Source organism: Yersinia artesiana (genome assembly GCF_902726545.1).
Taxonomy (GTDB): Bacteria; Pseudomonadota; Gammaproteobacteria; order Enterobacterales; family Enterobacteriaceae; genus Yersinia; species Yersinia artesiana.
Window position 1 is genome coordinate 38,314 of the sequence record NZ_CACVAD010000002.1, and the last position, 14,414, is coordinate 52,727.

A 14,414-nucleotide genomic window follows, 5' to 3' on the forward strand; every position below is an offset into this window, starting at 1 on the left:
ACTGTTACAGATTCTTGATGTTTTCAGCTTCTAATTCGCTGAAATATTTTACAGTTTTAACCTTCAATTCCATAGTCGAAGGTTCATCGCACACCATAATGGCTTTCGCATGCAGTTGCAGGCAACTGATGGTCCACATGTGGTTGATGCTGCCTTCAACTGCGGCTTGCAAGGCTTGTGCTTTGCCACGGCCAGTTACCAGAATCATCACTTCTTCTGCATCCAACAGCGTGCCCACACCTACAGTAAGTGCATATTTCGGCACGAGGTTTGCATCACCACCAAAGAAGCGTGAGTTTGCTTCACGAGTTTCTTCGGTCAGCGTTTTGATGCGAGTACGAGAAGCTAAAGAAGATGCTGGTTCATTAAAAGCAATGTGGCCGTCAACGCCGACACCACCCATGAACAGGTGAATTTTGCCATAAGACTTAATCTTTTCTTCGTAACGGCGACATTCTTCATCAATATCAGGCGCATTACCATTTAGAAGATTGATGTTTTCAGCAGGAATATCCACATGATCAAAGAAGTTGCTGTGCATGAAGGTGTAGTAGCTTTCCGGGTGCTCTTGCGGCAGCCCAACATATTCATCCATGTTGAAAGTAACCACATTTTTGAAACTCACTTCACCTGCTTTATACAGCGTAACCAAGTGCTTATACGCTTCCATCGGTGTGCCGCCCGTTGGCAGCCCCAGAACAAATGGACGCTCAGCGGTCGGTTTAAATGCATTGATGCGGTTAACGATATAACGTGCGGCCCATTTACCAACTTCTGTGGTGTTTTTCAGTGGGATAAGTCTCATCTTGCACCTCTTTGATTGCTAATAGTGGCTATACTCTACGCGGTTTGAATCATTCAGCTAAGCGTAACTCAGATTTTGACTCATGCGTTGGTACAATGCTTTGTTCATTTTTCGAATGATAAAATAAGTTTTATGTCATGGCTAGTGAATTGGTGCTTTTTGACTGGTTTTTGGTGACATTTATCACAAAATAGGGGGTTTTAATTTGCGTTACGAAATAAATTTTTTACACTCCGGAATGAGTCATTTATATCGTGAATAAATAGCGTGCCGTAAATAAATAAAGATGTGCCATGCGTTTTTCTAAAAGGTAGTGAATCAAATAAATAAACTACTTAAAGGGTCCGATATCGGACGAATAGGGGGAAAGGTGAATATTCTTAGTTACTTGCAAAAAGTGGGTCGGGCTTTGATGGTACCTGTGGCCACACTGCCTGCAGCCGCGATATTGATGGGTGTGGGCTACTGGATAGACCCAGTCAGCTGGGGTGGTGATAATGCGCTAGCGGCATTGTTTATCAAGTCTGGTGCCGCCATCATCGATAATATGTCCGTGCTGTTCGCCATTGGTGTGGCTTATGGTATGTCAAAAGATAAAGATGGTGCTGCTGCATTGACCGGCTTTGTTGGCTTCCTGGTGTTGACGACGCTATGTTCGCCAGCCGCGGTTTCGATGATTCAAAAGATCCCGGTTGATCAGGTTCCTGCTGCCTTCGGCAAAATCAACAACCAGTTCGTGGGTATCCTGGTAGGTATCATTTCAGCTGAGTTGTACAACCGCTTCAGCGGCGTTGAATTGCCAAAAGCTCTCTCCTTCTTCAGTGGCCGCCGTCTGGTTCCGATTCTGACGTCTTTCCTGATGATCGTGGTTGCCTTTATTCTGATGTACGTTTGGCCACTGATTTATAACGCATTGGTGACTTTCGGCGAATACATCAAAGATATGGGTTCTGTGGGTGCAGGTATTTATGCCTTCTTCAACCGCTTACTGATCCCAGTCGGCCTGCATCACGCCTTGAACTCAGTGTTCTGGTTTGACGTTGCCGGTATTAACGATATCCCTAACTTCCTGGGTGGCCAACAGTCTATCGATAGCGGTAAAGCGGTTGTCGGTATCACCGGCCGTTATCAGGCAGGTTTCTTCCCAATCATGATGTTTGGTTTACCTGGTGCTGCGCTGGCGATTTATCACTGTGCGCGTCCGGAAAACAGAGCAAAAGTGGCCGGTATCATGTTGGCGGGGGCATTCGCTGCCTTCTTCACCGGTATCACTGAACCACTTGAATTCTCCTTCATGTTCGTTGCCCCTGTGTTGTACTTTATCCACGCCGTACTGACCGGGATTTCTGTGTTCATTGCCGCCAGTATGCATTGGATTGCAGGCTTTGGTTTCAGCGCCGGTCTGGTGGATATGGTGTTGTCTTCCCGCAACCCGCTGGCGACACACTGGTACATGCTGATCCCACAAGGTCTGGTGTTCTTCGCGATTTACTACGTGGTATTCCGTTTCACCATCAAGAAATTCAACTTGCTGACTCCAGGCCGTGAACTGGCGGTTGAAGGTAGTGAAGAAGATGGTTATGACGTCAATGTGGATAAAACTCCAGAAGTTAACGAAAGCGAAATTAATGGTCTGGCGCGTCGTTACATTGGAGCCATCGGCGGCTCAGATAACCTGACAGGGATTGATGCATGTATCACCCGTCTGCGTTTGAACGTTAAAGATTCTGCCTTGGTGAATGACGGTATTGCCAAACGCTTAGGTGCTTCTGGTGTTATTCGTCTGAACAAACAAAGTGTGCAAGTCATCGTCGGTACTCGTGCGGAACTGATTGCTTCGGCAATGCGTAACGTGTTGGCCGGTGGCCCGGTTCCTGCAGCAAGCGGCACGACAGCTCCTGCTGCGACCAAGCCTCAGGCTGTCATTAACACCGCGAAAGCCGCCTCATTGGTATTGGTTTCTCCAATTACCGGCGATGTGGTTGCTTTGGAAGAGGTTCCTGATGAAGCCTTTGCCAGCAAAGCTGTCGGTGAGGGGATTGCCATCCGCCCAACGGATAAAACTGTGGTTGCTCCGGCAAACGGCACCATCGTAAAAATCTTCAACACTGACCATGCTTTCTGCCTGGAAACGGAAACCGGCGCTGAAATTGTGGTGCATATCGGGATCGATACGGTGAAACTGAACGGCCAGGGCTTTGCACGTCTGGTTGAAGAAGGTGCCACTGTGGTTGCTGGTCAACCGGTGCTTGAGCTGGACTTGGCTTACCTGAATGCGAATGCGCGCTCAATGATTAGCCCAGTTGTCGTCAGTAATATTGATGATTATGCCGGTATCTCGGTGTTGGCGGGTGGTTCGGTGGTGGCCGGTCAAAGCCAGTTATTTGAGATTCAAAGCAAATAATCGGCTTAAGGCTGACGGTGAAAAGGGACTGCTGTCCTGAATAATCGATTTAACTTTTAGCCGAACCCACGGGAAGAGAGCAATCTCTTCCCGTTTTTTGTTTTGTTTGCTGTAACAAACGGTTGTTTCCGGGCCGGGCTTGTTGGATTATATGCGGTTATATTTGTTGCGTTTGCATTGAGGAATAGAACAATGAGTGAGGCAGAAGCCCGCCCAAGTAATTTTATCCGTCAGATCATTGACGAAGATTTAGCCAGCGGCAAACACACGTCGGTTCATACCCGCTTCCCACCGGAGCCAAACGGCTACTTGCATATTGGCCATGCGAAGTCTATTTGCCTGAACTTTGGTATTGCCCAAGACTATCAAGGGCAATGCAATCTGCGTTTTGACGACACCAACCCAGTGAAAGAAGATGTGGAGTTCGTGGAGTCAATTAAACGCGACGTAGAGTGGCTAGGCTTCACCTGGAGCGGTGATGTACGTTACTCCTCAGACTATTTTGACCAATTGTACCAGTACGCTGTAGAGCTGATTAACAAGGGCCTGGCGTATGTTGATGAATTAACGCCTGAGCAGATGCGCGAATATCGCGGCACGTTGACTGCGCCGGGTAAAAATAGCCCATATCGCGACCGCAGTGTGGAAGAGAATCTGGCGCTGTTTGAAAAAATGCGTGCCGGTGGCTTTGCTGAAGGCACCGCATGCTTGCGCGCAAAAATTGACATGGCGTCACCGTTTATTGTGATGCGTGATCCGGTGTTGTACCGCATTAAATTTGCCGAACATCACCAGTCTGGCAACAAGTGGTGCATCTACCCGATGTATGACTTCACCCATTGCATTTCTGATGCGATTGAAGGGATTACACATTCACTTTGTACTTTGGAGTTCCAGGATAACCGTCGCTTGTATGATTGGGTGCTGGATAATATCTCTATTGAATGCCATCCACGTCAGTATGAGTTCTCTCGTCTGAATCTCGAATACTCCATTATGTCTAAGCGTAAGCTGAACCTACTGGTGACCGAGAAGGTCGTCGAGGGCTGGGATGACCCACGTATGCCAACCATTTCTGGCTTGCGTCGCCGTGGCTACACCGCCGCATCAATTCGTGAATTCTGCCGCCGTATCGGTGTGACCAAGCAGGATAACAATGTTGAGATGATGGCACTGGAATCCTGTATCCGTGATGATCTGAACGAAAATGCGCCACGGGCAATGGCTGTGCTGGATCCAATCAAAGTGGTCATCGAGAACCGTGCGGCAGGGGAAGAGTGGCTGACCATGCCAAATCACCCGAATAATCCGGATATGGGCACCCGTCAGGTACCTTTTGACAGTGAGATTTATATCGATCGCGCTGATTTTCGTGAAGAAGCCAATAAGCAATACAAGCGTCTGGTGCTGGGTAAAGAAGTGCGCCTGCGTAATGCTTATGTCATCAAAGCCGAGCGTGTTGAGAAAGACGCCGAAGGTAATGTCACGACACTTTATTGCAGCTATGACGCAGAAACTTTAAACAAAGACCCTGCCGACGGCCGTAAAGTGAAAGGGGTTATCCATTGGGTTTCTGTTAAGCATGCATTGCCTGCTGAAATTCGCCTATATGACCGTTTGTTTAGTGTACCAAACCCAGCGGCGGCAGAAGACTTCTTGTCTACCATTAACCCTGAGTCTTTGATTATCCGTCAGGGCTTTGTTGAGCCAAGCCTGGCTGATGCAGTTCCAGAAAAAACTTATCAGTTTGAACGTGAAGGTTATTTCTGTGCTGATAGCCACTATTCACGCCCCGATGCGTTGGTATTTAACCGCACAGTGGGTCTGCGTGATACCTGGGCTGCTAAGGTGACTAACTAATCTAGTCCCCGGATTCACCTTAATTGGCGTGGCTTAGTCCACGCCTTTTTTATCTCTGTCTAACAGTTATTGTTAGTTTTACTAAACACGGACCTATCCTTGTAATTTTCTCTCCTTCCCGTCCTATTCTTTGGTCAATCTCAACAGATTGCATTCTTTTCTCTGCTTTGAGCGGCTATCTGTAAGTCTTTCTTAAATATTCGCTTTACGAATTAACTAAGGAAATAACCTTCTTTTATCCGGATAAAACTTCTGTTTTATTGCTTCGGCTGAAACCATTCAAGATGTCAATATGAGACTATTTCCTTTTAAAAATATCATGTTATGCATTGTTTTTTAAGCTTTTGTGAACTCTGTAATATTTTTTCACAGTTATGTGCTCGTTGTCATATTTTGAATAATTAGCTTCATTTTTGATTGATAATTCGCGTCGCGAAAAATAGTCTGTATTCCAGCAGCAACCTCCGCGAGTGTGTATTTAGAAAGCGAAGTTTGTTTTTTTAATGAGCAATTGCTGGTGGAGGTTTCTTCCCAGCAAAACTTTACCCACTAGGGTTTTTTGAGGCTAAACCTGTGAGCTGTGGTGGACACAGGGACGGCACTTTAAATGTGATGTCAAAGAGGAATTTTTTCATATGGTTACGCACGGTGCTAAACGTAAAACATTAGCGCTCGCAGTCGCGGGTGCATTGTTAGGAACGGGGTTTATGGTAGCCCCAGAGGCCAAGGCAGAAGGCTTTGTTGATGATTCATCACTGACGGGTGGTATTTACTATTGGCAGCGTCAGCGTGACCGTAAGGATTTAACGCCAGGTAGCGCAGAGTATGGCAAGTATGTCGCTAACCTGCATCACTCCACATTTAACGCCAACCTGGACTTCTCTTCCGGTTATGCCGCAGATATGTTCGGTATCGACTTAGCGGCTTTCGGCGCGGTTGAAATGACCAACAGTGGCCCTGCTGCACCAAACGAAATTGGTTTCAGTGATGCCAAAACCCGTTGGGACGAAAAATGGACCGGCGATAAGAGTGGTGTGAGTATTTACAAAGCCGCAGCCAAATTCAAATTAGGTGATTTCTGGGCGCGTGGTGGTTATATCCAACCCACTGGTCAGACCCTGCTAGCCCCACACTGGAGCTTTATGCCGGGCACCTATCGCGGTGCTGAAGGTGGTGCGAAATTTGATTTTGATACGGCGGGCGCACTGTCCATGTCATACATGTGGACTGATGAATATAAAGCGCCGTGGTATCAGAATATGTACAACTTCCGTCAAGCTGATGGTAAAACTGGTATCAGTTATCTGCACTCAATTGGCGCTAAATATGACTTTAAAAACAAGCTAGTACTGGAAGCAGCATTCGGTCAAGCCAAAGATTACATGGACCAATACTTTGCGAAAGCCTCTTATGCTTTCCCGGTGGCGGGTAATGATCTGCGAACGTCTTATCAGTTCTACGGTGCGAAAGACAAAGTTGATGGCGGCTTCAAAGATGTTAATGACGTCTATGACGGTCTTGCCTGGTTGCAAGCATTGACTCTGGGTTATACCACCGGGCCATTTGATTTGCGTCTGGAAGGTACCTGGGCCAAAGCTGACGGCAACCAAGGCTACTTCTTGCAACGTATGACTCCGGGCTATGCCACTTCCAATGGTCGCTTAGACGTGTGGTGGGATTCGCGCTCTGACTTTAACGCCAACGGTGAAAAAGCGTTGTTTGGTGGCGTGATGTATGACCTGAAAAACTGGAATTTGGCCGGTTGGTCAGTCGGAACTTCCTATGCTTATGGTTGGGATGCCAAACCAAGCACCAATCCAATTTATGACCAAAATACCCGTTTGAAAGAATCTGCATGGAACTTTGACATTCTTTACACCCTGCAAGAAGGCCGTGCGAAAGGCACATTATTCAAACTGCATTACACCATGTACGACAACCACACCAACATCCCAAGCTATGGTGGCGGTTTCGGCAACGTATTCCAGGATGAAAAAGACGTTAAATTCATCGTGATTGCGCCATTTACGATCTTCTGATTTTTCCCCTTTTGATTGCCATCCCCGGCCGCTGTGCCGGGGACATAATGGAGTGCCACCATGAAAAAAGTCCTTTTTATCATCGCCGCAGTCATGGGATTAAGTGCTTGTGCCCCACAAACTCCCGTCCAGCCGGAAGACAGCAAACTTAAGCAAGCATACAGCGCTTGTATCAATGCCAGCGAAGGTCAACCAGAAAGGCTGATCCCTTGCAAAGCGGTGCTCAACGTCTTGAAACAAGAGAAAGCGCATCAAGCCTTTACCGACAAAGAAACAGTACGAGTGTTGGATTACCAGCGTTGTATTGATGCGGCCCACACTGGCAATGGTCAGGCCTATGACGCGCAGTGCGGCAAACTTTGGCAAGAAATTCGCAACAATAATTGATTTAACGATAATTTATTTAACAACAATTGATCTAACAATAATTCTGTCAGCGGCAATACTTCAGTAGCGACTTTGGCAGCGGTTATTCATTATGGATGAGGTTAGTGATGAACAAATTCAGATTAAATGCGCTAGCGGTGATCACCGCAACCTTTGGCTTGATGGGCGCTGCCCATGCAGATGCCACCAACCAACAGATTGTTGATCAACTCAGCGCTTTGAAAGTTAACTACAAAGTGTTGGATAACCGCGCTGCTGAAAATGGCGTAGATTGTGCCAGGTTGGGAGCTGACTGGGCATCATGTAATAAAGTATTGATTACTCTGACCAATACCGGGGATGAGATCAAAGGCCAGGACTGGGCCATTTACTTCCATAGTATTCGTCAAATTCTCACCGTAGATAATGATCAGTTTAAAATTACTCACCTGACGGGTGATCTACATAAAATTGAACCTACCGCCAAATTTACTGGTTTCCCTGCTAATCAGGCGGTTGAAATCCCGATCACCGGCGAATACTGGCAGTTATTTGCCACCGACTTTATGCCGCGCTGGTATGCCACTTCGGGTGATGCAAAACCAAAAGTTCTGAAAAGTACTGATACTGAAGATATTAATGAATATCTGACTCAGTTTACGGGCGATCAGTGGAAACGTACTAAGGACGACAATAACGTATTAATGACGCCGGAATCTCGCTTCGTCAAAAATGAGGCGGTAAAAACACTGGCGGCGGCTAACCTGCGCGGGCAGATTATTCCGACACCAATGGAAGTGAAGGTTCATCAACAAGATGCTGACTTGAGCCAAGGTGTGGCGCTTGACCTGAGCACTTTATCCAAACCGGCTGCCGAGGCGGCGCAGCAGCGCTTTGAATTACTTGGCTTGAAGTTGGCTCCAACGGGGTTCCCGATTAAAACCTTAATTCAGCCGTCTGCCTTCAAAGGTGACTTAGCCGTCTCAGGGGCATATGAGCTGAAAATCGGTGAAAAGGGCGCGCAAGTCATTGGTTTTGACCCGGCAGGTGTGTTTTACGGCCTGCAATCTATTCTTTCTTTAGTCCCGACTGATGGCAGCCAGAAGATTGCGACATTGGATGCCAAAGATGCGCCACGCTTTGAATACCGTGGTGTTTTTCTGGATGTCGGGCGTAACTTCAAAACTAAAGATGCAGTATTGCGTTTGCTCGATCAGATGGCCGCTTACAAACTGAACAAATTCCACTTCCATCTGAGTGATGATGAAGGCTGGCGTATTGAAATCCCCGGCCTGCCAGAACTGACCGATGTGGGCAGCAAACGTTGCCACGATTTAACGGAAAATACCTGCTTACTGCCACAATTAGGTTCTGGCCCGGATAGCACTAATTTGGGTTCCGGTCACTTTACCCGTGATGATTACATCGACATTTTGAAGTACGCCAAAGCCCGCCAAATTGAGGTCATTCCTGAGATTGATATGCCCGCCCACGCGCGTGCGGCGGTGGTCTCGATGGAAGCTCGTTACAATAATTTGATGAAGCAGGGTAAGGAAAAAGAAGCCAACGAGTTCCGCCTGGTTGACCCGACAGATGATTCCAACACCACTTCTGTTCAGTTCTATGAGCGCAAAAGTTATCTCAACCCGTGTCTGGATTCGTCTAAACGTTTTGTCGACAAAGTGATCGGCGAAATGGCTCAAATGCACAAAGAGGCGGGTATGCCGCTGAACACTTGGCATTTTGGCGGTGACGAGGCGAAAAATATTCGTCTGGGGGCGGGCTTCCAGGACAAAAATGGCACGATTGAGCCGGGTAAAGGCATTATTGATAAGAGTGTTGAAGATAAGCCGTGGGCCAAATCACAAGTTTGCCAGGATATGGTCAAGCAAGGAAAAATTCAGGATGTTGAGCACCTTTCCAGCCACTTTGCTATTGAAGTCAGCAAACTGGTGAATGCTCATGGCATTGAAAAAATGCAAGCCTGGCAAGACGGTCTTAAAGATGCCAAGTCGTCGAAAGACTTCGCCACCAAACGGGTGGGCGTTAACTTCTGGGATACCCTCTATTGGGGCGGAGCCGATTCAATCAATGATTGGGCCAATAAAGGCTATGAAGTGGTCGCGTCGAATCCGGATTATGTCTATTTCGACATGCCATATGAAGTTAACCCAAATGAGCGCGGTTATTACTGGGCCACTCGCTTCAGCGACGAAGCTAAAGTCTTTAGTTTCGCGCCGGATAACATGCCACAAAATGCGGAAACATCAGTCGACCGTGACGGTAATCATTTCAGTGCTAAAAGTGATAAACCCTGGCCGGGTGTGCACGGTATTTCCGGTCAATCGTGGAATGAAACAGTGCGCACTGATGAGCAGATGGAATACATGATTTTCCCTCGTGTATTACCACTGGCCGAACGTGCCTGGCATCGTGCGTCTTGGGAGCAGGATTATAAAGCCGGTCGCGAATACAAAGGTGGTGAAACGCACATGGTTGACACCAAGGCGTTGAGTACCGATTGGCAGCGTTTTGCCAACATCATGGGGCAACGCGAATTAGCAAAACTGGATAAAGCCGGGGTGTCTTACCGCTTACCGATTCCGGGAGCCCGCGTTGTCGCAGGGGTGCTGGAAGCTAACATCTCCTTGCCGGGGCTGATAATTGAGTATTCCACCGATGGTGGTAAGCAATGGCAGAAATATGATGCCAAAACACAACCTAAAGTTAGTGGTGATGTGTTGATTCGTTCCACCAGCCCGGATGGCAAACGTAGTAGTCGTGCGGAGCCGGTTAAAGTCTGATTATTGCTGTCAAAGTGCTGTGTCTGATGTTATCTCCTGTTTGCTGAGGTTTAGGTAAACAACATTAAGTGAAGTTGAGTTGATGGTTTTCCCCCGGCAAGTCCGGGGTTTTTTTTGCTTTGAATTTATGCAGGTATTTGAATTTATGCTGGTAGTAATAGGGTATAAATAAGAATGACCACCTAACTTGGCGCTCGGATTACTGAGCGGGAAAGGCGGCCATCTTGCAGGTTGTTTATTTCAGCAGCGCTTAAAATCTTTATAAGTCAACGCGATAAAACTAAATTATCTTTTATCGTGCGCAGATTCATTTTCACGGCAATCGCCGCTTTCACAGTGGCCGTACAGATACAGACTGTGATTGGTCAGCTTGATGCCATGTTGTTTAGCAATTTCACGTTGAAGCGATTCAATGGATTCATTACTAAATTCGATCACTTTGCCGCAATCCAGACAAATCAGGTGATCGTGATGATGTTGCTGCGTCAGCTCAAAGACTGATTTGCCGCCTTCGAAATTATGGCGGGTAACAATACCGGCATCATCAAACTGGTTCAGCACACGGTAAACCGTCGCCAGGCCAATTTCTTCACCGATATCGATCAGCTTTTTATAAAGATCTTCCGCGCTGACGTGATGGCACGCCGGATCTTGCAACACTTCCAGAATCTTAAGCCGGGGCAGTGTTACTTTAAGGCCTGCGTTTTTTAAGGCTTTGTTGTTGTCAGTCATGCGGATTCAGTCCTGTTACTATCGATTCAAATTAAGGCTGTTCAGCCTATGACATCCGTGGCGCAATATTCTCAATTGCGTCTCATTATAGAACTGCTAGCCCCAAATGAAAACCGTGGTTGTTAACAAAGATATAATTGCACACTTTGCCCGATTAATCATGCAATGTATTGATGAATGGGATTACTGCATCATTTAAGTATATGACTGCAAAATATAAGGTTACAAATTTGTAGCGGAATATTTTCATTTTGCACGGAGGAAGATGCGGATCTGTGGGCGGCTTAACAGAGTATGGCTGCAGGCGAGAAAGTAACGGAAACGCGTGGCAATATTAAATTTTACCCTCGCGTTTCCGGCACGACAAATTAACCGGTAATTTCTGCCAGACTCAGTTCTTCGCTGATCTGTTTTACCCAAGCTTCAACGCGCTCATTTGTCAATTCTGGCTGGCGATCTTCATCTATCGCTAAACCAATAAAGTGATCGTCATCCGCCAGGCCTTTGGACGCTTCAAAGTGGTAACCCGCTGTTGGCCAGTGACCGACAATAGCAGCACCGCGTGGTTCGATGATATCGCGCACCGTTCCCATCGCATCACAGAAATATTCTGCGTAATCTTCCTGATCGCCACAGCCAAATATAGCCACCAGCTTGCCGTTGAAATCAATCTCTTCCAGTGTCGGGAAGAAATCATCCCAATCGCACTGCGCTTCACCGTAATACCAGGTTGGGATACCGAGCAGCAGGATATCGAAGCCTTCTAAATCTTCTTTACTGCTTTTGGCAATGTCGTGAACCTCAGCAACATCTTTGCCCAGTTGCTTTTGGATCATCTTGGCAATGTTTTCGGTATTGCCAGTATCGCTGCCAAAGAAAATGCCTACAGTTGCCATATAACTTAATACCTTTTAAATTCAAATTGTTATGCAAATCACTGAGCGCCAGACCCAATAATATAACACATGTATAGGCCGATATAATGCCAGAAAACCTCGTCCGGCCGATATCAAGATTATGCGATATTAAATTTTTGTGAGTGGCTCAACCTTATAACCTCATTGCCGATAACAGCGGTGTAACCGAATGGTTGCAATTTGCAGTGAAGGAGAACAAACATGCAGTTTTTAAGAAATATTTCTATCAGAGCCGCGCTGCTTTGGGTGCTTGGGGCATTTTGCCTGCTATGGGGCGGTGTATCTGGTTATACGTTGCTATCGCTGAATCAACTGACTCAATCGTCTAATGCTAATAGTGTGTTGGTTGAAAACATGAATTTGGTCAATCAGGGGACGGATCAATATTTTCGGATGGTGACACGTCTGGCTCGTTCAGTCGATTACCGTCAGAGCGGCAATATTGCGGATGCAGATAAGGAACTTAAATCATCCAGTGCAGCACTTGAAAATCTGAAACAGAAGTTGGCACAGTTTAAAGCCATCGACCATGCACAGATTGATCCCGCGTTGGTCAATGGGGTGATTGATGGATGGAGCGGATTAATTGATCAAGGTGTTACGCCGCTGTATCAGGCGGCAATGGCTAATAATAGTGCGGCTTATCAGGATCTAGCGAAAAAGACGGTGCCAGCATTGAGTCGCCAATATGGCTCTGTTGCGGAGAATTTTAATCAAGCTGCATCCAAGGCCATCGGGGTAGCTAAAGAGCAATTTGCTCACCTGACAAAAGTGAGCAGCATGACATTAATCTCTGCTTTGGTGGCCGGATTAGTGATTTTACTGGCAACTGATCGCTACCTGTTGGCTAATCTGGTTCGGCCATTGGATGATATTCGTGCACATTTTCGTGTGATTTCCTCCGGCCAACTGGGCCAGCCCATTACCGATTTTGGTCGTAATTGTGTTGGGCAATTGTTTCCGTTGCTACGTGATGTGCAAGCCAGTTTGGTCAATACGGTAAAAGCTATCCGCAGTAGCACTGATGGAATTTATCACGGAGCGGCAGAAATCTCTGCTGGTAATACGGATTTATCATCGCGCACTGAGCAGCAGGCGGCTGCATTGGAAGAGACGGCTGCCAGTATGGAGCAGTTAACAGCCACGGTAAAACACAATGCGGATAATGCACATCATGCCAGCCAACTGGCGGCAAATGCTTCTATCACCGCCAAAAAAGGTGGGGCGCTGGTGGCCGATGTGGTTCATACCATGGATGAGATTTCAGCCAGTTCACGCAAAATAGCCGACATTACAACCGTAATTAATAGTATCGCTTTCCAGACCAATATTCTGGCACTGAATGCTGCCGTTGAAGCGGCCAGAGCAGGTGAACAAGGCCGTGGCTTCGCCGTGGTTGCCAGTGAAGTCCGTAATTTGGCCCAACGCAGCGCTCAAGCGGCAAAAGAGATTGATAGCCTGATAACCGAGTCTGTCAGCAGGGTTAGCAGCGGTTCGGCTTTGGTAGAAAGTGCCGGAATAACCATGGATGAAATTGTTCGCTCCATCACCAATGTCACCGATTTAATGGGTGAGATAGCATCGGCATCAGATGAGCAAAGCAAAGGCATCACTCAGGTCGGGCAGGCGGTGGCTGAAATGGACAGTGTGACTCAGCAAAATGCCGCGCTGGTACAGCAAGCTTCGCGGGCGGCTGCTGCATTAGAAGAACAGGCAACTCAGTTAAACCAGGCCGTGGCAGTGTTTAAATTGCAATCAGATGATGCGCGGGTAAAACCGGTAGCCAAACCTCGGGCGACGGTATTAACAGCAGCGCCTGTTGCCAAGATAGACAACAACGCAAACTGGGAAACTTTCTAAAACTGGGGGTAGGGATATTGGCGTGGCGTAATCACTTACGCCACGCCGTCGTGATAACCGATAGGGTCAAAACCCTTCTTGTGAGTGTGCTAATTGAGCCAACAACATCTGTTCAATCAGTTCACTACGGCTGATGTTACGTTGCTCAGCAAGGCTATTGAGAGCATCGACGGCATCGGCATTAATTTTCAGTTCCACGCGCCGTAAACCACGTACTTTATCGCGCCGTAGTTGATTTCGCTTATTAATTCTAAGCTGTTCATCACGGGATAATGGGTTTGTTTTCGGGCGCCCCGGACGGCGTTCATCTGCGAACAGATCCAGCGTCGTGCGATCCGTTTGTTCTTTTGCCATAGGTAGCGGTACTACAAGGGATTTACATCAGAAATTTCTGACGATTCGGTTTACACGTTTCAGGCCGATACCTTTCTGACTTGATGCTGCTGATAACGCCACAACATCCATTCAGTTGGGTATGAACCAACAGCCTGAATTTGCATTTGCTACCAAACACCGGAGCAAATTTATAGCGCGCCATAATACCCTAGCCAACCGAGCAACGACAATGCCTTACTGTGATTAGATTGGGCTAATTCATTCTTTTTTGCACAATTTTTCCACAGGAAA

Annotated in this window: 10 protein-coding genes; 6 read left to right on the forward strand and 4 right to left on the reverse strand. The window is 47.1% G+C overall.

Features of this window, described 5'->3' with window-relative positions; all coding sequences use genetic code 11:
• Positions 1 to 4: 4 nt before the first annotated feature.
• On the reverse strand, positions 5 to 805 hold the full coding sequence (nagB, locus tag HU019_RS01030) for a glucosamine-6-phosphate deaminase (RefSeq protein ID WP_174848011.1): 801 nt from the start codon (positions 803 to 805) through the stop codon (positions 5 to 7).
• 370 nt (positions 806 to 1,175) lie between these two features.
• Here nagB and nagE point away from each other — a divergent pair, with 370 nt between their 5' ends.
• The 5 genes from nagE (at position 1,176) to HU019_RS01055 (ending at position 10,278) form a co-directional block, all read left to right on the forward strand.
• A complete protein-coding gene (gene nagE / locus HU019_RS01035) occupies positions 1,176 to 3,209 on the forward strand; it encodes an N-acetylglucosamine-specific PTS transporter subunit IIBC (protein WP_174848010.1) in 2,034 nt (677 codons plus the stop codon).
• A 192-nt stretch (positions 3,210 to 3,401) separates the two neighbouring features.
• Positions 3,402 to 5,069, forward strand: coding sequence for a glutamine--tRNA ligase (gene glnS / locus HU019_RS01040; protein ID WP_005163363.1), 1,668 nt, complete (start codon positions 3,402 to 3,404; stop codon positions 5,067 to 5,069).
• A 635-nt stretch (positions 5,070 to 5,704) separates the two neighbouring features.
• Positions 5,705 to 7,108: a chitoporin ChiP gene (gene chiP, locus HU019_RS01045; RefSeq protein WP_174848009.1), complete on the forward strand. Its 1,404-nt coding sequence runs from the start codon at positions 5,705 to 5,707 to the stop codon at positions 7,106 to 7,108.
• Between the two features lie 60 nt (positions 7,109 to 7,168).
• Positions 7,169 to 7,495, forward strand: coding sequence for a ChiQ/YbfN family lipoprotein (gene chiQ / locus HU019_RS01050; protein ID WP_174848008.1), 327 nt, complete (start codon positions 7,169 to 7,171; stop codon positions 7,493 to 7,495).
• A 107-nt stretch (positions 7,496 to 7,602) separates the two neighbouring features.
• Positions 7,603 to 10,278: a beta-N-acetylhexosaminidase gene (locus HU019_RS01055; RefSeq protein ID WP_174848007.1), complete on the forward strand. Its 2,676-nt coding sequence runs from the start codon at positions 7,603 to 7,605 to the stop codon at positions 10,276 to 10,278.
• Positions 10,279 to 10,563: 285 nt separating this feature from the next.
• Here the strand turns inward: HU019_RS01055 and fur are convergent, their stop codons facing one another.
• Complete coding sequence (fur, locus tag HU019_RS01060) at positions 10,564 to 11,010, reverse strand: ferric iron uptake transcriptional regulator (RefSeq protein ID WP_050077750.1); 447 nt, start codon at positions 11,008 to 11,010, stop codon at positions 10,564 to 10,566.
• Positions 11,011 to 11,378: 368 nt separating this feature from the next.
• Entirely contained in the window at positions 11,379 to 11,906 is a 528-nt protein-coding gene (fldA, locus tag HU019_RS01065) for a flavodoxin FldA (protein ID WP_174848006.1), read from the reverse strand.
• 222 nt (positions 11,907 to 12,128) lie between these two features.
• Between fldA and HU019_RS01070 the strand changes: the two genes are divergently transcribed.
• On the forward strand, positions 12,129 to 13,787 hold the full coding sequence (locus HU019_RS01070; RefSeq protein ID WP_174848005.1) for a methyl-accepting chemotaxis protein: 1,659 nt from the start codon (positions 12,129 to 12,131) through the stop codon (positions 13,785 to 13,787).
• A gap of 66 nt (positions 13,788 to 13,853) precedes the next feature.
• Here the strand turns inward: HU019_RS01070 and ybfE are convergent, their stop codons facing one another.
• Positions 13,854 to 14,141: a LexA regulated protein gene (gene ybfE / locus HU019_RS01075; protein ID WP_005163374.1), complete on the reverse strand. Its 288-nt coding sequence runs from the start codon at positions 14,139 to 14,141 to the stop codon at positions 13,854 to 13,856.
• Positions 14,142 to 14,414 lie beyond the last annotated feature (273 nt).

Excerpts from the sequence above, each read along its gene's own strand:
- nagB (WP_174848011.1), bottom strand. The coding sequence starts at position 805 with ATGAGACTTATCCCACTGAAAAACACCACAGAAGTTGGTAAATGGGCC.
- glnS (WP_005163363.1), top strand. The coding sequence starts at position 3,402 with ATGAGTGAGGCAGAAGCCCGCCCAAGTAATTTTATCCGTCAGATCATT.
- chiP (WP_174848009.1), top strand. The coding sequence starts at position 5,705 with ATGGTTACGCACGGTGCTAAACGTAAAACATTAGCGCTCGCAGTCGCG.
- chiQ (WP_174848008.1), top strand. The coding sequence starts at position 7,169 with ATGAAAAAAGTCCTTTTTATCATCGCCGCAGTCATGGGATTAAGTGCT.
- HU019_RS01055 (WP_174848007.1), top strand. The coding sequence starts at position 7,603 with ATGAACAAATTCAGATTAAATGCGCTAGCGGTGATCACCGCAACCTTT.
- fur (WP_050077750.1), bottom strand. The coding sequence starts at position 11,010 with ATGACTGACAACAACAAAGCCTTAAAAAACGCAGGCCTTAAAGTAACA.
- fldA (WP_174848006.1), bottom strand. The coding sequence starts at position 11,906 with ATGGCAACTGTAGGCATTTTCTTTGGCAGCGATACTGGCAATACCGAA.
- HU019_RS01070 (WP_174848005.1), top strand. The coding sequence starts at position 12,129 with ATGCAGTTTTTAAGAAATATTTCTATCAGAGCCGCGCTGCTTTGGGTG.
- ybfE (WP_005163374.1), bottom strand. The coding sequence starts at position 14,141 with ATGGCAAAAGAACAAACGGATCGCACGACGCTGGATCTGTTCGCAGAT.